Genomic DNA, 19,039 nt, shown 5'->3' on the forward strand with positions numbered 1-19,039 from the left:
CCCCCAGTGCGCCGGGCGGGCCGGTCGCTTCTCGTGAAAAGCGTGGCTGGAGGTTCAAGATGACCGGTTTCGTTGCAACCGACCTGCTTCCCCCTGAGTTGCCCCAAGCCCTGGGTGATGGCCTGTACCTGGATACCTTTCCCGATGATATTGCGGTGCTGGTAGTGCCCTGGCCGGGTATCGAGGAGGGGCAGAAGGTCTGGCTTCGCTGCCTGGGCCATGACCCTGACGGCGAGCCAGTGCAATGGCATGTCTGCGAAGCCGAACCGGTAAGCCGCCAACAGGTGCAGTTCGGCCTGCGCCTGTTCATCGACCGCGCGCAATTGGAAGCGCTCGGTCACGAGAGCGCGCTCAGCCTGATCCTTGCGGTCAGTTTCGATGGCGCTGACGATGAAAGCGCAGCCACCGAATTTCCCCATTGCCAGGTCACCCTCTATCAGGCACTCGATGAAGCACCCGAACCGCAGGTGGTCAAGCCTTTGGCCCTGACTCAACTGCGTATCCCCAATCTCGCCCAACCGGTGGCCGGAGGGGATGGCGGGCTGAATATCGCTGCCCTTGAGGTCAGCGACTACGGAGTCATGGTGATCGTCGAGCCTTACCTAGGCATGGCAGGTGGCGATATCGTGGAGATTTTCTGGGACGACCCGCAGCTGCCGATCTATGTCTACCCGCTGGACCCGGATGACGTCGGCAAGAACCTGTTCTTCTACCTGCCTCGCGCGCGCATCGAAGAGAACCCGGGCTGGATCACGGCGTTCTTTCGCATCACCGCACTGGATGGCAACAGCGACGATTCGGCGCCTTTGCGGGTGCTGGTGAAACTGGACCGGCCGGGGGGCATCGACCCGCATCCCGGTGAGCCGGGGCATCAACGCCTGGAGTTGCTGATACTGCCCGACGAGGTCATCGAGTTCGGCGTCGACGAAGCCTTGGCGGCCGAGGGCTTCGATGCGCGGGTGCCGCCTTATGAGGGCAGAGTGGCGGGGGATTCGATTCGGGTCAGTTGGGGCGGGGTGATCATCCGTCGACGGGTCGAGGAAGAGGACCTGCTCGATGACATTGTAGTGTTCATCGACCCCGACACCATCGCCCGCGCGGGCGATTCGGAGAACCTGCCGGTGCTGTACAAGATCGTCGACGAAGTGCACAACCACTCCGATGGCTGGTCGCCGCATTTGTCGATCAAGGTCGATACCCAGGGCTACCCCTTGGCGGCACCCACGGTGCTGGATGCCAACGAGCAGGGGTATATCGATCTTGAGGTACTCGGCTATGACGATGTCCGGGTAGCCATTGGCGCAGACGATCAGTTTGCCGCTGGCGACAGCCTGCTCCTGGAGTGGATCGGCCGTACGCCCGACGGACAATTGGTTGAACACCGCGAAACGGTGGACCTGGAAGAAGATGGCGCGGGGGTGCAATTGTTGGTGCCAAACAACAAGGTCCAGGCGATTGCCAGCGGCCTGGCGATCGTCTCCTATCAGCTCCTACCCCCGGATGGCGATCCGGTGCAATCCAGGCGAACTACCGTAGGCGTAATCGGCGAGCCCTTCGGCTTGCCGGCGCCGGTGATCAAGGAGCTGGACGAAGAGGGGCAGTTGATCATCGGCCTGCCGTTCGTGGTGGCCGAAATCCAGCCCTGGGTGGGCATGGTCAACGGCAGTTGGTTCCAGCTGGTGTGGCGCGGCACCACGGTGGACGGCAAGGCTTACCTGCACGAAGACACTTTTTACATCTCCGGCAGTCAGGCGGGACGGCTGTTGCGCAGGGTGGTGCGCAGCGAACATATCGACCTGCTCGATGGCGGCGAGGTGGAAGTCTCGTACCGGATCAAGACTGAGCGCGACCCGGACTCGCCGATCAAGGAATCCGAAAAACTGCGGCTGTATGTTGGCCTAAGCCCGCAGGTGCTGCCTTCGGTGATCGTCGAAGATATCTACGAAGACGCTGAAGGGGCCTGGCTGGACCCGGACGAGGTCACCGGTTATGCCACGGTGCGGCTGCTGGGCAAGGATGAAGCGGGCGAGCATGTATTCCAGGAAGATGATGAGGTTATCTTCGAATGGATTGGCGAAACCGCGGCCGGGACCTGGACCGATACTCTGATTGTGCCGCCTGGGGCCGAGGGTGAAGATCTGCGTTTTGAAGTCTGGGACGACCGGATCATTCCGAGCAACAACAGTGTGGTGAAGATTGGCTACCGGGTGATTCGTGAAGGCTCCCGTACGCATTTTTCCAAACCTTATGAGTTGTGGGTCAGTAACCAGTTGCGCTGGGATGATTTTGAAGTTAATGGTTGGCGTACGCGTAATTTTGAGCCTGTAACAGGTTTTGCCGGGGCGGGGTATATTCGCGCAGTTCGACACGTCGGCGCTGTAACCTATGTAAGCAATCAATCAGCCGTCAGGGTCGATAACAAAGGAAAAGTGAGTGTCGACCGTGCTTGGCAAGGTACCTTGATTGTGACAGCAACTCTTGAAAACGGTAAGCGTGGTAGTTATTCGCTTGAACCACTTACGTATTGGTTTCGGACACCAACATCCCAAGCATATCACTATGCCGGAGCGGTAAGTCTACTTACCTCGGAAGGTTGGAGATTGCCCGTTAGGACTGAAGTAGCCTTTGAAAGGAACGCAAGGCGCAACGGCCGGCTTTGCTCAGAATGGGGGAGGCTTTCATTTTACGGGTGGCCAGAAATTGTAAATGGAAGTGGGCCGCATTTTCACGAAGAGTATTTTTTGATAGGTGGGAATCCCGTGGATCAACTGGTTGTCAATCGAATTGACGGGAATATCTATCAATACAGGGATTACAATATTCGAGTTGGTGCTTTGGGAGTCAAGCCTGTTGAAACTTGATGTGAGTTTTTAGCGCATTACCTCGTTGATGTATGGGTGGTTTATCCTCGGGCGCTTCCAGCGCCTGGGGTTAATCCCAGCCACTTTAAATCCCTGCTTTGGCAATTTCACGGCATAGTCACTGCGCTCACTCTTGCTATAGTCCCGCCATTCCCCACCGCAACCCGGAGTGTCGCTGTGACTGACTACCAAGCGTTCAAGGTCGAACTGAACAACCACATCGCCCACGTGCAGATCAACCGTCCGGACAAGTACAACGCCATGAACGCGGCGTTCTGGAGCGAAATCGTCGAGATCTTCCGCTGGATCGATGACACCGACGAAGTGCGTGCGGTGGTGATCAGCGGTGCGGGCAAGCATTTCTCTTCCGGCATCGACCTGATGATACTGGCCTCGGTGGCCAACGAACTGGGCAAGGACGTCGGCCGCAACACGCGCCTGCTGCGCCGCACCATCCTGCGCATGCAGGCTTCGTTCAATGCCGTCGACAGTTGCCGCAAGCCGGTGCTGGCGGCGATCCAGGGGTACTGCATCGGTGGCGCCATCGACCTGGTCTCGGCCTGTGACATGCGTTACTGCAGCAGCGATGCGCAGTTCTCGATCAAGGAAGTCGACATGGGCATGGCCGCCGACGTCGGCACCCTGCAGCGCCTGCCACGGATCATCGGCGACGGCATCATGCGCGAGCTGGCCTACACTGGGCGCAATGTCGCGGCCGACGAAGCCCAGCGCATCGGCTTGGTCAATCGGGTGTTCGACAGCTATGAGGCGCTGCTTGACGGAGTCTTTGCCATTGCCGCTGAAATTGCGGGAAAATCCCCCCTTGCCGTGGCCGGCACCAAGCACATGATCAGCTACATGCGCGATCACCGTATCGACGATGGCCTGGAATACATCGCCACCTGGAACGCCGCCATGCTGCAATCCACCGATCTGCGGGTGGCGGTTGCCGCCCACATGAGCAAACAAAAACCCGAGTTCGCCGACTGACTTTACACCGGCGAACCCCGCAAGGAACCGCACGATGTCAGCGCGCTGGATCACCGCAGTACTGGATACCAACATCAGCGGCGGCTGGGCTGTAGCCCACTGCAGCGAAGGGTTCCTGGTCGATGACAATGGCGCGCTGTTCCCGCGCGACTGGCTCAAGCGCCAGGAGCTGGACGTGCTGTGCGAGCACGGCATCGGCCATTTCGATGGCCAGCCGGTGTTCCTCCTCGAGTTGCGCAGCCCGCAGGCGATAGCGGGCTGCAGTTGGCGCGGCTTGCGCCAGTTCATGCTCGAAGACGACTTCGACACCTACAAGATCCTTGGCTATGCCGCACAGATCGGCACCTGGGCTCGCGAGCACCGCTTTTGCGGCAGCTGCGGCCAGCCTATGCAGCAGATCCACTGGGAGCGGGCCATGTACTGCGCGCCGTGCGAGCTGCGCAGCTACCCGCGCATCTCGCCGAGCATGATCGTGCTGATCACCCGTGGCGACGAAATCCTCTTGGCCCGTTCACCGCGCTTTGTCACCGGGGTCTACAGCACGTTGGCAGGCTTCGCCGAACCGGGCGAGTCGGCCGAGGACTGCCTGGTGCGCGAGGTGCGCGAGGAAGTGGCGATCGAGGTGCGCAACATCCAGTACATCGGCAGCCAGTGCTGGCCGTTCCCGCATTCGATGATGCTCGGCTTTCATGCCGAATACGCCGGCGGCGAGATCGTCATGCAGCCGGACGAGATCGAGGACGCCCGCTGGTTCCGGGTCGATGCGCTGCCGCCGTTGCCGGCGGGGCGGTCGATTGCGCGGTATCTGATTGACCTGTATGTGGCGCGGCGCTTGGGGTTGGTGGAGCCGGTGCTGGTGAATTGAGGGAAGTGATTCCCTCTGGGGTGGCTTGATCGAATCGCCGATGATCGCCGGTTTTCAGTATGACTGGAGTACCAATGATCAATGCAAGCCTCCCCGCCGCCTCATCCGTTGCCTCACCTCGCAGCGTTTCTCTCGACAGCAATCCGCCAATGCAGAATCAGGAACGTAACCAGCGATACAATCAGCTGATTGAGCGTTTCATGAGTGAATGTTCCAGTGCAGACCTCAAGCCCATTCTGGAGCGTGCGGCCCTGTTTGGCCGCAATACCGATCCGATGGAGGCTTTCCCCATGTATCTCACCCGCGAAGTGCGAACAGTGCAGGGGGGGGAGCTTCAAGGAGTAATGATTTTTCAGGACTCTGTGCAAGGCAGATGCTGGTTTTTTTCGCCTTTCGGTGTTGAAGCCTATGACAATGTGCAGGCGTTCTCTGAGAATCAGCCATGGCAACTGGATTTGGCTGCTCGTGTTAACGCCTATCACAATGTGCAGGCGTTCTCTGAGGATCAGTCATGGCAATCGGCAATAGCTGCTGCTGCGCCTGGCAACCCCTTTGACCGGCTGCTTGATATTCCCGTGCGCCAACCTCGTGGTGCAGTGTTCATTGCCAGAGACCATTCGAACCTGGAGGGTATCGAGCAGCAAGGGTGGGAGGCGATGCTTGAGCTTATGCAAACCGCTCAGGAAATTGCAGGCCAGGCGGTGAATGTGTTGCAGGAACATCGCGACAATCGTGCGCAAGCGCTTGAGCAGCTGTCGCAGAGTAGAGCTTGTTCAAATGCCATCGAACATCACCGTCTGGAGATGGAGCAGTTGATCTCGCTGGTGCGTGAAGAGTATCCGCAGCGATTTACCGATCTGGATGAAGCAAAGCATGAGCAACTGGAGTCCATAGACGCCAGCAATGATATCGACTACAGGTTCGAAGTCGAACGGCTGCGGCGAACCGCCGACAAGCAAGAGGTTGAACTGCTACTGGAGATCGTTGCAGAGCGTTTTGGCCGCGAAGTCACTCACCTCTGAGTACGTTGGCGGGAATTGCCAGGTTCACACCTGCCCAAACCAATGCTGCCAGGCCAACCGCACGGTCAAGGCCAGCACCACGGTAATGAACACTGGGCGGATGAACTTGCTGCCGCCGCTGATGGCGGTGCGTGCGCCGAAGAACGCGCCGACCATCAGCGCCGAGCCCATCGACAGGCCCACCAGCCAGTCGACCTGGCCAGAGAAGATAAACACCGACAGCGCCGCGGCGTTGCTGACGAAGTTCATGCTGCGCGCCACGCCGCTGGCCTTGACCAGGTCGATGGGGTAGAGCAGCAGGGTGCTGACGGTCCAGAACGCCCCGGTGCCGGGGCCAGCCACGCCATCATAGAATCCCAGGGTGAAGCCCTGGGGGATCTGCCATTTCTTTTTCACCGGTGCGTCGGCGTCCAGCGGCGCCTTGGGCGTGCCGCCGAACAGCAGGTACACGCCACACAGAAAGACGATCACCGGTAGCATTTTGTTCAGCCATTCGGCGGGCAGGTAATGGGCCACCACCGCACCGATGAGGGCGCCGACAAAGGTGCCGACCAGGGCGTGCCGCCACTGCGCCGGATGGAACAGCTTGCGCTTGTAGTAGGTGAAGCCGGCGGTGGCCGAGCCGAAGGTCGAACTGAGCTTGTTGGTGCCCAGCACCAGGTGTGGCGGCATGCCGGCGGTGAGCAACGCCGGGGTGGTCAACAGGCCACCGCCCCCGGCGATGGCATCGATGAAGCCTGCGACAAAGGCAACGGCGGCAAGAATGGCAAGGGTGCTTGGGTCTACGCTGAGTTCGAATGGCATGGCTTGGGCTTGGCAGGGCGCGCGGCGGCAGCGCGGAAGGTCGCTATGGTAAACGCAAGCGTTTGCGCTGCCCAGTGCACCGGCCACTGCGAATAACTATGTATGTCACCCACGCGGTGTGGCTCTGTTGAAGTGAGGGTCCAACTTCAATAGGGGGCACCCCTCATGTTCTTGCATTCATCCGATCAGTCCTCTGCTTTATTGCCAGGGCACGCCATTGGTTTCATCCCTTCTGTGTTTTCACCACTGGAGCAGGAGGGGCTGGCGCTCTGGTTGCAGAATGCCGATCCAGCCAAGCGCCAGGCGCTGATGCGTGTGCGCGCCGAAGGGCGAGCGTTGCGTCTGGCGTTCACCGAAGCGATTGCAAAGATCCAGAGCCTCTACCAGTTCAGCCAGCCCAAGCTTGAACAAATGGCGCGAGAGGCAAACGGGCAGGTAGTCGACACTGTCAATGGCCAGTTCCTGGTGTTCAAGCCTGCTTCGTCAAATCTGCCTGACCGCCTGGATCAGGTGCTGCAAAGCAATCGCTCACTGTACGAGGCGGCGCTGCAGAATTTCAGCGAGCATGAACTGGTCGCCTTGGCAGGCAATCCGTTCGTCAAGATGGCGGTACCGCAGGAGTTCGACATTTTTGCCGGTTTTACCGGCAAGGAAAAACAGGCCACCCAGGCGATCAATTCGATCATCGTGTATCCGGACGAGGGGACTGTCTACGCCCTGCGGGTGCGCAATCTCGATCTGGGCAAGCAGTACCAGGAGTATCTGCAAAGCACCTTCAAGGGCGACAGGCTGTTGTCGCTCAAGTGTGCCGCTGCCGTGAATGTCTTGCGCGAAGAACTGCTGATCGCTGAAATCAAGGGGCAAGTCACCGCTGACGCCCAGCGGGCGATCACCCTGTTCCTCGATCGCGCAGCTCAAGGCGATCAGCGTTATGATTACCTGACCGACAGCAATCCACAAAAATCGACCGCCTTCAACGGCTGCCGGATATGGAGCCTGCGCCTGTTGGAAGATGTGCCACTCAGTGAAGTTCTGCTGTTTTGCGCCGAGCAGACGCAGTCTGCCTGTATAGCCTTTTTGCCCGGGCATGCGCAACCGTTGAAAGTGTACCCGACACGCGCGGCTTTTTTTGCCGATCTGGTCCACCAGCTGGACGCCACTGCCTTTGCTAACTACTTCCTGCGCTTTGTGCCGCGCAGCGCCAGGCCTGCGGCGCTGCAAGCAATGCGTGCCAACGAAGATGCGCAGCGTCTTGATCTTTTGAACCTGCGCGCTGTGCCGCTGGACAAAGGCCTGAACTGGCACTGGTATGAGCAGATGCGCCAGCGGATCAGCAAGGATGCCGAGTTTCTGGCAGTACCGACCGAAACGGTGATGGGGCGCAAGAACTTTGTGCGGATTTCCGACTTTGTCGAAACCACTCGGACCCACCTGATGCTAGCTGCCGGTATCGGTTTCGAGGGGCGCGAGGAGAACGAAGGGCAAGTGGCTTGCGACTATGTACTGCCCCTGAACTGGGTGATATTGCCCGATGGCCATTATGTGCGTTGGGCCAGCAACCTGAGTGGTCACGCTTTGCCCACTGGGCTGGAGCTGGATCCGGCGAATGCACAGGGAGTCACCCAGTCGTCGTTGGGACGCTCGATCCGGATCAATGGGCGCAACTTTCTGATCCAGCATGATGCTCAATTGGGCAAGGAACGCTTGGATATCGTCGGCGATCAGAATGCCTACCGGCCGATTCTCGAGCACAATGGCGCGGGCAGTTGGCACCACAGCCTGGAGCGCCCCGAGCGCTGGGGACGGTTGTCGCTGCTCAGGCGCCTGGGGGCATGGCTGGATGACCTGGACGATGACACGCTGCTGTTGGCCGGGCGCCTGGCTGGCGTGAGCAATGATCGGTTGCACCGGGTTTACAGTGAGGATGAACGACCACCGGCGTTGTTGCGGTGGTCGATCGAGCAACTGCGGTTGATCGCCAAGACCGAATCGATCATGCGCCTGATCAAGGACGGTCGCCCGGTGCCGAGCGAATACGAAGTCCCCTTGCTCACTGAATTTCACCAGCAGTATGGCGCCGCAGAATCGCACAACAGGCCCCGCCGCAGCCCGCAAACCGGGGAAGAGTACTGTGCTGCTGATTGCGGGGCACCGCCGGCCGTGCTGTTCCTGGAGTGGTATGACCGGTTGTTCAGGGTGATTTTTACTCGCATTACAATCCGGGACCTACCGCCGGCAGGGCAGGTGGCTTCAGAGGCGCAGATTGGTGAATTACGCCAGCACTTTCCGGGGCTGCCCGTGCTGCTTCTCGAGGAACTGATCGAGGCGTCTTCACCGACGATGCTCAGTACACTGGGTCGCGGTATGCCCGATCCGGACCTGTTCGAGCGTTCCCAGCGAGCCTGGAACGCGTTTCGCCTGACCCGCGCGCTGATGGGCTTTCGCAACCCGGCAGGGGCACATTCCGACACCCATCGCTTGGCTTTTGCCTTGCTGGCGCGGTTGCCCGGCTGGCAAGTCGACTTGAACCTGGCGCTGTATGGGCGAAGCTCGTGGTCATTTCCCCTGGCGCGACATCGGCCGGTGGCCGAGGCGCCGTCATGGGGGCTTTCTGAGGGGCACCTGGGCTGGACCATCACCCGCATGGATGTGAACAATCTGCTGCAAGAGCGTCGAGTAACAGACTTCTATCGTGCCCTTCTCGACCTGATTGGCGCACCTCAGCGCACGCGCCTGGGCCTGGGCATGCACGAAGGGGAGCGGCTGCGCAACCTGTTGAGTGAGCGGGCGTACGCTGAACCTGGCGATGCCATGGCACTGCTGGGCATCGAGCAGCCGCCCATTACCTTGCATCCCGATGGAGTATGGCGGCGTTTGCGGGCAATGAGGGGGACCGGTGGCCACTTCGAGCGCGAAAGCCCGCAACAGCGATTGCAGTTACTGTTCCCGCGGGGTTCGGTTGAGCATGTCGGGCGGATTGAGCAGGCGCTGCTGCGACAGGGTCCCCCCCTCACGCACGCACTTGATGCGCTTGAGGATGAGCGCCTGCGGTTGGATGGCGCGATGCGCGGGTGGATTGGCCAAAGCGCTGCAAGCGGCTGGCGAACACGCAACCGAAGTGAAATGGCCGCGAGGCTGCTCGGTGCGCTTGACCCAACCCTGCGTCGACTGGAGCTGCACAACGCCCACCTGGAAGATCTGCCGTCGTTGCCCGTTGACTTCACGGCGATAGAAGTATTGGTCCTTGACCTGCCTGATGTAGGTGAGTTACCCGGCGGTTTTATTTCCAGTTTCCCCAATTTGCGCGAATTGCGTCTGGTCATGCGGATCGGCCAACTCCCGACGGCAGTGATTGACCTGCCCCAATTGAGGGTGTTTGCACTCAGTGGCGCACGGATGTGGCCGCAGGCACTCGGGCCGCTGGGGCAAATCGCCTCGTTGCGAGAGCTGCATATCGGCAATCTGACCTATCCCGCTCCACGACCCGGAATGTCCGCTATAGAGGCAAGGACCTGGAGCGTCGACGAGATGACCGCCATAACCGGCAACAACCGCCTTGAGCGTTTGTCGATCGAGTCGTGCCGGGCAGTGTTCGCGGATGGGGTGTTCGGCGTGCTTGCGCAGTTGCCGAACCTTGTTGACCTCGACCTCTCGCGCAACTCCATCACCTTGGAAGAGGAGAACATTTCGGCCCTGGTGCACGTGCGTGAGCTGGATTTAAGCAGCAACCCACTGTATGAAGATGCCAATGTTACGCCGTTGCGAGCATTGCGTTGTCTGAACCTGAGCTATACACGCAGCGGTTGGCCAATCGGGCTTGAACAGTTGCCGCACATCGAACGTGCGAATCTGGCTCCCATGGATCTGACCACGGTACCGGTGAATGCCGGTCTGGTTCCCGGGCTGTCCCTGTCCGTTGCCGGGCTGCAGACAATCGACCGGGAGCGGGTGCTGCGGGAAATGAGCTCGATTGGCAATGAAAGAGGCGCCGATCACGATCCCGTGCGCTTGTCCCGAGCGGACGTGGGGGCGTGGACATCCAGTGAGTCTGAAGACGAGGAAGCTGAAGAAGATGGCCTGGCCGCCTCGTTGTTCGAGGGGATGGCGGTTGAAGACAGGCGCTTGGCCGACCAGCTCGAGGCTCAGGACAGCCCCGGCAGCCGGGCCTTCTTTGGCTTGATGCGCCGAACTTTGGCCCGCGCCACTGACGAGCGTCAAGCGGAGGTGCTTGAACAGATCCAGGCTATCGTGCTGCGGATGTTCATCGAGCAGACCCGAGAGGAGTTCTATCAGGTAGCCTTGGATGAAGGCTGTAGCGACTCCGACGCCCAGCGTTTTGCCGATCTGCAGGGCCTGGCCGAGGCGGACCGGATCGCCGCCACCGCGCTGGAGGGCGAGCGGCGCGCCGAGTTGATCGAGCTGGGGTTGTCGTTGTGGCGGCTGCGCTACCTGCGCGAGTCTGTCCTCAAGCACTACCGGGACTGGCTGTCCGAAAGGCGCCGTGCCGGGGTGCGGGTGACGGACGACTATGCTGAAATCGAATTGTATATCCGTATTGCCTTGACCCAGCGGCTGGGGCTGCGCCACCAGCCGACGGTCCAGCGGTACGCCGAACTGGTGGAGTGGATGACGCCAGCCATGGCCGACCAGGTGGAGCGTGAGGTACTGGCTGCGCAACAGGAGTACTTTCCCCGCGCACTGGTTGATCAACCGTTCTGGCAGAACCATATCAGTGCCGAAGAATGCGCTCCCTGGAGCTTTCGGGTCGAGGAAGTCCTGCAGGACATGCGTGTGGGCGAGGAGGTGCCGCAGGATCTGGAGGAGCCGGCGCGTACACATCTGCTGCAACTGCTGCGCCAGGCACGCGAGCGCATCGCCTCGCAGGCGGGTGTTACCGTCAACCCAGGCCCACTGCAATTGGACGATGAGAACCACCGCCTGCAAGCCTACAACGTGTTGCCGGCAATGATCGACAGGGCCAGGTTGGAGTACACCCGCCAAGTGCTCACTGACTTCTTCGCTTCCCGCGCGCCGCAAAGCCCGCAGCCGGGCCCCTCCGGTACCCAGCGACGTACCTGATCCAGCCGTAGCACAAGAAAGGGGCGTACGCCCTTTTCTTGTTGACAGGGTTGCTATTCAGCTCAAAAAACCGCCATCGACATTCAGCGCCACACCCGTGGTATAGCTCGATGCATCGCTGGCCAGGTACAGCACCGCTCCGGCCATTTCCTTCGGATCAGCCACCCGCTTGAGCGGGATCTGTTGCAGCGCAGTATTGAGAATGGCGTCGTTCTTGACCAGTGCCGAGGCGAACTTGGTGTCGGTCAGGCCCGGCAGCAAGGCGTTGCAACGAATGCCGAACGGCGCGCATTCCTTGGCGAAGACCTTGGTCATGTTGATCACCGCGGCCTTGGTCACCGAGTAGATGCCCTGGAAAATCCCCGGTGAGACGCCATTGATCGAGGCGACGTTGATGATGCTGCCGCCGCCGTTGTCGCGCATCAGCTTGCCCGCTTGCACCGACATGAAGAAGTAGCCACGGATATTGACGTCGACGGTCTTCTGGAAGGCGCCAAGATCAGTGTCCAGCACGTTGCAGAACTGCGGGTTGGTGGCGGCGTTGTTGACCAGGATGTCCAGGCGGCCGAACTGCTCGCGAATGCTGGCGAACACCTGGCTGATCTGCTCCATCTCACCGATATGACAGGCAATGGCTGTGGCCTTGCCGCCGGCGGCGATGATTGCATCGGCGACTTGCTGGCAGCCCTCGAGCTTGCGGCTGGAGACGATCACGTGGGCGCCTTGCTGGGCCAGCAGGTGGGCGATGGCTTCGCCGATACCGCGGCTGGCGCCGGAAACGAAGGCTATTTTACCGTCGAGGTCGAACAGTTGGGTCTTGGACATGATTTTTTCCTGGTTGTAGTCGTCAGAGGCTGGACGTGGCGATGACCTGCAGGCTCATGTGCTCAAGCAGTTTGTTCATATGGATGAACTGGGCAAAGCGCTTGTCGTGGGTCTGGCCATGGTAAAAGCGGTAATAGATCTGCTGGACGATGCCGGCCAGGCGGAACAGGCCGTAGGTGTAGTAGAAATCGTAGTTATCAATCCGGATGCCGGCGCGTTCGGCGTAATAGTCGACGAACTGCTGGCGGCTCAGCATGCCCGGGGCGTTGCTCGGCTGGCGGCGCATCAGTTGCACCGGCGCCGGGTCATTGGCTTCGATCCAGTAGGCCAGGGTGTTGCCCAGGTCCATCAGCGGGTCGCCGAGGGTGGTCATTTCCCAGTCGAGCACGCCAATGATGAGCATCGGGTTGTCGGCGTCGAGGATGACGTTGTCGAAGCGGTAGTCGTTGTGCACGATTGCAGGCCTGGGGTGGTCGGCCGGCATCTTCTCGCGCAGCCAGGCGATAACCTTTTCCCAGCGCGGCGCATCCGGGGTCATGGCCTTTTCGTAGCGGCTGCTCCAGCCTTCGATCTGGCGTTGCACATAGCCGTCAGGCTTGCCCAGGTCGCCCAGGCCGCAGGCGTTGTAGTCGACCTGGTGCAACTCGACCAGGCGATCGATGAAGCTCTTGCACAGCGCCTCGCTGCGCTGGGCGTCCAGGCCAAGCTCTGCGGGCAAGTCCGAGCGCAGGATGATGCCCTTGACCCGGTCCATGACATAGAACTCGCCGCCGATCAGCGACTCGTCGGTGCAGTGCACATAGGCCTTGGGGCAGTAGGGGAAGCCGCTGTTGAGCTGGTTGAGAATGCGAAACTCACGGCCCATGTCGTGGGCCGACTTGGCCTTGTGGCCGAAGGGCGGGCGACGCAGCACGAACTCCCGCTCGGGGTACTGCACCAGGTAGGTCAGGTTCGAGGCGCCGCCGGGGAACTGGCTGATTGTCGGCGAGCCGCTCAGGCCGGCGATATGCGCCTTCAGGTAAGGGTCGATGACGCCGGCATCGAGTTCTTCGCCGGGGCGTACCTGGGTGGACTGGTCAGTGAGCGTCATGCTTTCCCCTTATGATCGAAGCCAGAGATTATTGGCCAATCTAATGCTTGCCGCCCAGGCCGACAAGGCTGCGCAGGCCTTATAGGTGAGCGTGTTGCAGGGCAATCAGCAGGCCTGATCGGTGCTGCGGAGCTAATTATCTAGTGCCTCGGCCCCGCGCCGTCTTGATCGAATGCGCTCTCAATCCGTACGCGAGGCCGCATCATGACTGATGACACACTCAAGACTCTAAAATCTCACGATACCTTCTTCCACGGGCAGATCCCCAACTGGATAAAACATTCCAGCACCTACGCTATCGAGGAACTGCACCAGCGCCAGTTGCCCGCGAGCCAGCCGCCTGCAGATACAGGCGTGTCGCTACGCGAGGCATTGACCACCAGCCGCCGGCGCAGTCAGGCTTCCAGCACGGCGGCGGCGACCGTGCTACGAGGTCTGAAAGGGATCAGCGAGTTCGCTGAACCGCTGTTGGTCGCAGAGATCAAGCGGCGCTTCAAGCTGGATGTCGATACAACGGCCAACGAATTCGTCCACATGCGTAATGATGCCTCGCTTCGGGAAGACCGCTTGGATGCCGTACTGATCTCACGGCAATCGCTGCTGCAGGCCGCCTTGCAGAATTTCGCCGTAGCCGATGTCGATGCCTTTCACGCCGACGCTTACAGCGCACTGGCGCCGCTTGATGCCCTGCAAGCTTTCCCCGCCACAGTTGACCCTGAGCGACGCGCCCACCAGTCAATTCGATACACGAGCAAGCTATCGATCAGCACTCGCGATTTCGCCGAAATGTGCCGCGAGCTGGATCTTGGCCAACGCTATCAAGACCATCTGCAATCGGTGCTCGACGCGCCCGCGACTCGTGATTCGGTACGCCAGGCATTGACGGCGGCGGCCAGGGACCTGAGTAAAGCCCAGGTCGACGCGGCACGTGTCGCCGGGCATATCAGCGAGCCCGCTTACCGCATGCTGAAAAAACTGCTGGCGCAGTCCGCCACCGCGCGTGCTGGGCAGACCCTGCAGGTCGCGAAGGTTTACGACGACGGCACCCGCGTTAGTTTTTTCGACGACTCGGCGTGCTACCAGTTGAATCTGTTCGGTACCACCCTGGGAGGCGGTTTAGTGCTGATCAGCCCGGACCCTGATACTGCGCAACTGCCGGTGCCGCTGGTGGTGTTCATGCCGGGTGATGCCAAACCAGTCCAGGAATTCTATTCCTATGTCGAGTTCTATGACGATTTAAAGGAGCGTTTGCAGAACAAGGATTTTCGGCGCTTTTTCAGCCGCTTTCTCCCGCGTCGAGGGCAAGCACAGATCGTTGCCAAGTTGACCTCGAACAGCAGTTGGCTGGCGCAACGACCTCAGGCCATGGCGGTGCGCGGCGAGTTGTACAACTATCTATATGATCTGATGCTGGTCAGGGCCAAGGATGACGCCGCAGTACTGGCGGTACCCACCCATGCCGTGGATCGGGATGCCTGGCGCACTGAGCTGGAGCACTACTTCGAACTGGGGCTGAGCATGCTCAATGTCGGGGCTTTCTTCGCTCCGGGGCTGGGCGAAGTCATGCTGGTGGTCATGGGCGCGGAGTTCGTTGCTGAGCTGTTTCACGGTGTGCAAGCCTGGGAGGCTAATGACAAAGAGCAGGCGCTGGATTACCTGAAGTCGTTCTGTGTCAACCTGGCGATTACTGCCGGGCTCGGCGTCGTGGCTGGGCGCGTGGCGCCCGAGTTGCACCAGCCACTGGCGGTGGATGCGCTGCAGGCGGTGGAGTTGCCCAATGGCCAGATTCGCCTGTGGCGACCGGAGCTTGCCCCCTACGATTGCGGCGCCGAAATTCTCCAGGAGCAGTCGGCGGACGCACGGGGTGTGTATAGCGTCGGCAGCAAGACCTACATCAGGGTCGACGGCAAAACCCTGCAGATCGCCAAGGATGCCAACCTCGATAAATGGCGTGTCGAGCACCCCGACGATCCACAGGCTTATCGGCCGCCGCTTGAGCATAACGGCCAGGGGAGTTGGCATCATTCACTGGAGCGGCCGGACACCTGGTCCCGCACGACGCTGGTGCGCAGGCTGGGGCATCGCTTCGAGGGCTGGCCTGATGAGCTGCTTGAGCGCATGGCGGATGTCAGCGGCGTCAGTGAAACCGAACTGCGCCGTGTTTACAGTGACGACCAACCCCTCCCGATACAGTTGGCCGATACCCTGAACCGGTTCGAAGTCGACCGGCTGATCACCACGCAGATCAGCAAGGTTCGCTCGGGCCAAGGGCTGCAAAGCGGCTTCAGTTACCCCGTTGCGCTGTTGCCGGAGTTGCCCGGCTGGCCAGGTGGCAGGGCCATCGAGCTCTACTCCAGCGCCGAGTATTGGGGGGTACCGAGCGTTTACGGTACCCCGGCACAAGGGGTAGCGGCCATCAAGCTGTCGCGCGACGATTTGCTCAACGGGCGCTTGCTCGGCAAGGTCATCCAAACGTTGAACCACATGGAGTTGACCACGTGGTTTGGAGGCGATTACCGGGTGCGCGGGCAAACTGAGTTGGGGGCCCAACTTGCCGACCACATGCTGATGTCGAGGATGCGCATTTTTGCGAGTGTTTCCAACGGCATGGAGGGTGTCAGCGATCCATTGCAAATCGCCTTGCAGCGAGATTTTCCGGGGCTGTCGCGGCCCGTTGCACAATCGTTGGCCGAAGCGGCCGATGCCTCGCAACGCAGCCGCTGGCAAACCAGCCAACGGGTGCCCTTGAGGCTTGCCGAGCGTGCCCGCGAGGCTTCCCGGCGGGTGCGCCTGTCGCGGGCCTGTGAGGGCTTTGAGTTCAGTTACCTGGCCAGCGACGACACCTACACGCTGGCGCTGCGTCTACTGGCGCAGATGCCCGGCTGGACGAACACCGTGCACCTGAGCGTGCGTACCGGCAGTGAAGCCGGCAACGAGATCGTCAGCATCGGGCGTGCTGATGCACGGGTGCGCAAAACCCTGGTCAGAACTTCGCAGGGGTGGCGCGCCTTTGACGAGCAAGGCGAGACGCTGGGCAGTATCAACAGGGACGACCACGGTTTTTTCAACAGCCTGCTGCAGGCATTGCCGGATAGCGAACGTGTGGCACTGGGCCTGCACATTGGCGACAACGCCGCCCTGCGCCGCGTGCTGCTCAAGCAGGTAGCCCAGCAGCCTGCCAAGGCAAGGCTGGCGCTGGGCATGGCGGTGGACCCTGTTGGCTTCAGGCGGCCCCTACAGGTCGGGGCCGGGCGCCGTGGCTACCCATTGGGCGGAGTGGTCGGGCGCCTGTTACCTCGCACCCATGAACAGCGGCTCAGAAGCCTGTTTCCAGACTACAGCGAAGTGCAGTTGCGCAACTTTTTCAGGAATGTGGATTTGCAGGGCGAAAGCCTGCAGAGCGTAATCGGCGATCTGGAGCAGGAGCTGGAGACCGAACGACAAGGCTTGTCGGCCTGGGTAGACCAAGGTGCATCGGCCACGGTTCGCGAACGGCGCAGGCAACTGGCGACGCAGTTGCTGGATGTATGGCAATTACGTCGCCGGGCGCCACTTGAAGTCAGTGAGTACCACTTGGATGAAGCGCCTGGTTACCGGCTGACACTGAGCCTCCCGCAGGTTGATGCGCTGCCACCCCTGACGAGCGAAATCGACCAGATTCTGGAACTCGAGTTGCACTACATGCCGGCTATCAGCGAATTACCTAGCACTTTCCTGCGTGCCTTTCCGAATTTGCGCCGGTTGAGTGTGCGTAGCACCCCCCTCATTGAACTCCCTGAAAACCTGGCGCAACTGAGTGAGTTGCAGGTGCTGGTACTTGACCATACCCGAACAGGTCTCGCCAATCTTCAGCGTTTGAGCGGGCTTGCACACTTGCACTTGCTTGAGCTCAGAGATGTCTCGCCGTCACCGGCCCTGGTCTCGGCCGCGCAAATGGCGCCCTTGCGCCAACTAACGGCCTTGCGCGTGTTGTCGCTGATGGACAACGAAGTCAGCTTCGGGCCGGGGGTCTTCGCCGAGCTGGCACAGCTACCGGATCTGCGTGAGCTGTACTTGTTCCACAATAACATCACGCTGAGCGAGGCCGATGTTACGCAGCTGGCCGGCCTCACCACCTTGAGGGAGCTGTCCCTGGGCCGTAATCCGTTGCGGCTGTCCCCGGACATCAGCCGCATGCCTGCGCTGCGTCTTTTGCTGTTGAACGAGGCACAACTCACTACCTGGCCGGTTGGGCTGCTGACCACTTCACCCATGGAGGTCAGGCTCGACGGCAATGTCATCACCGAGGTGCCGGTTGGCGCGGGCCTGATGCGAGGGCTGTCGTTTGGTTATCAGAATATGAGCGAGGATCTCACTACCCGGCTGATCCGTGAACGAATGCAGGTGCAACCCGAGCCGGGGGCGGACGTTCTCATGGAAAACATGGAGTATGGGGATACCGATGATGATGACCTGAGCGCCTATCAGCAGTTGACTGTCGCTCAGCGCCAGACCGCGCTGGATCTGTTTCAACTGCACGGGTCTCGGCCATTGCGGCGCTTGCTGGCGCGGTTGCTGAACAACAGACAAATCACCGAGGCTCAGGCCGTGCGGATGATCGAGGCGGCAGTGGCGGAACCTGAGGGGTTGGGTGAGCAACTGTTCAGTCAGGCGGATAACGCTGAAACATGCGAAGACCGCGACATCGTGGTGTTCAGTGATATGCAGGGGCTGCAAGAGGCCCATCAGGCGCTTGGCCAGCTTGCCCAGGCACAAGGTGACGAGGCAAGTCGCCAATTGCTCGCCCTGGGCATCAGCCGCTGGCGGCTGCAGCGCCTGCGTACCTACGTGGCGGCACAAATTCGTGGCTGGCACGCCGATCAAGATTTCCGGGAATTCATCGATGATGTCGAGGTGGAGCTGTATTTCCGTATTCACCTGGCGGACAGGTTACGCTTGCGTAATCAACCCACAGCGATGGAGTACGATCAAACTGTTTCCTGGGTCACCAACGCTATGTTGGCCGAGGCGGCGCGGGTTATCCGCGAGGACCAGACGGGTTTGCTGCCGGAATGGATGACCAACGAAGTCTACTGGCAGGCGTATCTCAAGCGTGTGTACAAAGCGCGTTTTGCTGCATTATCGTTTCAACTGGCAGCTCTATTCGACCCGGCAATCGAATTTATGGACGAACTGAAGCGGCTACGGGGTTCGCAACCGGACCTGACCATGGCGCTTCCTGCGGTAGAGGGTGAGACGGCTGGACAGCTGGCGTTGGCATTTGGCGTAGCGCAAAGCGAGCTGCCACGGTTAGCTTATGATGAAGCCGCATGGATTCAGGCCTACAGAAAACTGCAGGACGCCAGGGAGGCGAAGGAAAATGAACTCCCCGGGATCCTGACGAGAGAAGAAATCGGGCGTAATGCCGGGTAGAAGACGGTTAGCGCTTGAAACAAAAAACCGAAGCCCAGGCTTCGGTTTTTTGTTTCAAGCGCTTTTGGGCAGATATATATACCGCTGTCAA

At 60.4% G+C, this 19,039-nt stretch carries 9 protein-coding genes; 6 read left to right on the top strand and 3 right to left on the bottom strand.

The annotated features are described in order from the left end of the window. Positions 1 to 59 precede the first annotated feature (59 nt). From F8N82_RS08715 to F8N82_RS08730, 4 genes are all read left to right on the top strand, one after another. A complete protein-coding gene (locus tag F8N82_RS08715; protein WP_038994862.1) occupies positions 60 to 2,861 on the top strand; it encodes a hypothetical protein in 2,802 nt (933 codons plus the stop codon). Between the two features lie 177 nt (positions 2,862 to 3,038). Further along, on the top strand, positions 3,039 to 3,851 hold the full coding sequence (locus tag F8N82_RS08720) for a crotonase/enoyl-CoA hydratase family protein (protein WP_038994863.1): 813 nt from the start codon (positions 3,039 to 3,041) through the stop codon (positions 3,849 to 3,851). Between the two features lie 34 nt (positions 3,852 to 3,885). Beyond that, on the top strand, positions 3,886 to 4,716 hold the full coding sequence (nudC, locus tag F8N82_RS08725; RefSeq protein ID WP_038994864.1) for an NAD(+) diphosphatase: 831 nt from the start codon (positions 3,886 to 3,888) through the stop codon (positions 4,714 to 4,716). A gap of 74 nt (positions 4,717 to 4,790) precedes the next feature. Continuing rightward, entirely contained in the window at positions 4,791 to 5,738 is a 948-nt protein-coding gene (locus F8N82_RS08730) for a hypothetical protein (protein ID WP_150776889.1), read from the top strand. Positions 5,739 to 5,762: 24 nt separating this feature from the next. Here F8N82_RS08730 and F8N82_RS08735 read toward each other — a convergent pair whose 3' ends face one another. Next, positions 5,763 to 6,542 (bottom strand): TSUP family transporter, encoded by a 780-nt coding sequence (locus tag F8N82_RS08735; protein ID WP_038994867.1) that lies wholly within the window; start codon positions 6,540 to 6,542, stop codon positions 5,763 to 5,765. Positions 6,543 to 6,707: 165 nt separating this feature from the next. On the opposite strand from F8N82_RS08735, the gene F8N82_RS08740 reads away from it, so the two are divergent. Beyond that, positions 6,708 to 11,621 carry a dermonecrotic toxin domain-containing protein gene (locus F8N82_RS08740; RefSeq protein ID WP_080764723.1) on the top strand — a complete coding sequence of 1,638 codons (4,914 nt, stop codon included), beginning with the start codon at positions 6,708 to 6,710 and terminating at the stop codon, positions 11,619 to 11,621. 57 nt (positions 11,622 to 11,678) lie between these two features. Here the strand turns inward: F8N82_RS08740 and F8N82_RS08745 are convergent, their stop codons facing one another. After that, a complete protein-coding gene (locus F8N82_RS08745) occupies positions 11,679 to 12,446 on the bottom strand; it encodes an SDR family oxidoreductase (RefSeq protein WP_038994869.1) in 768 nt (255 codons plus the stop codon). Positions 12,447 to 12,468: 22 nt separating this feature from the next. Next, positions 12,469 to 13,536 (bottom strand): phosphotransferase family protein, encoded by a 1,068-nt coding sequence (locus tag F8N82_RS08750; protein ID WP_038994870.1) that lies wholly within the window; start codon positions 13,534 to 13,536, stop codon positions 12,469 to 12,471. Positions 13,537 to 13,740: 204 nt separating this feature from the next. Between F8N82_RS08750 and F8N82_RS08755 the strand changes: the two genes are divergently transcribed. Further along, on the top strand, positions 13,741 to 18,948 hold the full coding sequence (locus F8N82_RS08755; protein ID WP_080764724.1) for a dermonecrotic toxin domain-containing protein: 5,208 nt from the start codon (positions 13,741 to 13,743) through the stop codon (positions 18,946 to 18,948). Positions 18,949 to 19,039 lie beyond the last annotated feature (91 nt).

Origin of the sequence: Pseudomonas fluorescens, from assembly GCF_902497775.2 — a bacterium.
Classification (GTDB): domain Bacteria; phylum Pseudomonadota; class Gammaproteobacteria; order Pseudomonadales; family Pseudomonadaceae; genus Aquipseudomonas; species Aquipseudomonas putida_F.

Excerpts from the sequence above, each read along its gene's own strand:
- nudC (WP_038994864.1), top strand. The coding sequence starts at position 3,886 with ATGTCAGCGCGCTGGATCACCGCAGTACTGGATACCAACATCAGCGGC.
- F8N82_RS08755 (WP_080764724.1), top strand. The coding sequence starts at position 13,741 with ATGACTGATGACACACTCAAGACTCTAAAATCTCACGATACCTTCTTC.
- F8N82_RS08730 (WP_150776889.1), top strand. The coding sequence starts at position 4,791 with ATGATCAATGCAAGCCTCCCCGCCGCCTCATCCGTTGCCTCACCTCGC.
- F8N82_RS08740 (WP_080764723.1), top strand. The coding sequence starts at position 6,708 with ATGTTCTTGCATTCATCCGATCAGTCCTCTGCTTTATTGCCAGGGCAC.
- F8N82_RS08715 (WP_038994862.1), top strand. The coding sequence starts at position 60 with ATGACCGGTTTCGTTGCAACCGACCTGCTTCCCCCTGAGTTGCCCCAA.
- F8N82_RS08735 (WP_038994867.1), bottom strand. The coding sequence starts at position 6,542 with ATGCCATTCGAACTCAGCGTAGACCCAAGCACCCTTGCCATTCTTGCC.
- F8N82_RS08750 (WP_038994870.1), bottom strand. The coding sequence starts at position 13,536 with ATGACGCTCACTGACCAGTCCACCCAGGTACGCCCCGGCGAAGAACTC.
- F8N82_RS08745 (WP_038994869.1), bottom strand. The coding sequence starts at position 12,446 with ATGTCCAAGACCCAACTGTTCGACCTCGACGGTAAAATAGCCTTCGTT.